This window comes from Planococcus sp. RAB007_Raresut (assembly GCF_057369535.1).
This window is the reverse complement of record NZ_JBXYIF010000120.1, coordinates 1-269: the sequence shown is the minus strand read 5'-3', so window position 1 is coordinate 269 and position 269 is coordinate 1. Positions and strand designations below refer to the sequence as shown.

1 pseudogene is annotated in these 269 nt (G+C 49.1%); it reads right to left on the bottom strand.

Annotation, left to right across the window (positions count from 1 at the left end):
* Positions 1-269, bottom strand: a pseudogene (locus AC2Q9J_RS17980) (GGDEF domain-containing protein); the annotation flags it as partial.

Genomic DNA, 269 nt, shown 5'->3' with positions numbered 1-269 from the left:
ATACGACTCGATGGCAATCATCGAGAACAAAAGCTCGAGTGACACGACGAGCAAATCAAAGCAAATCAATCGCCACATAATCGGGAACGGGATCCGTACTCCAACCATGAAGAAGGATAAAGCGAAACTCATCATAAGGACAAGGAACAGAGTCCCCAAAAAGGCTACCATCGCCCATCCTTGTTGCATCAAATGAATCGGCTCTCCGATCCGTCCACCGAGAGCGATATAGGCGAGCCCCGGCAACAGAACGAGCAGACATTCAATCA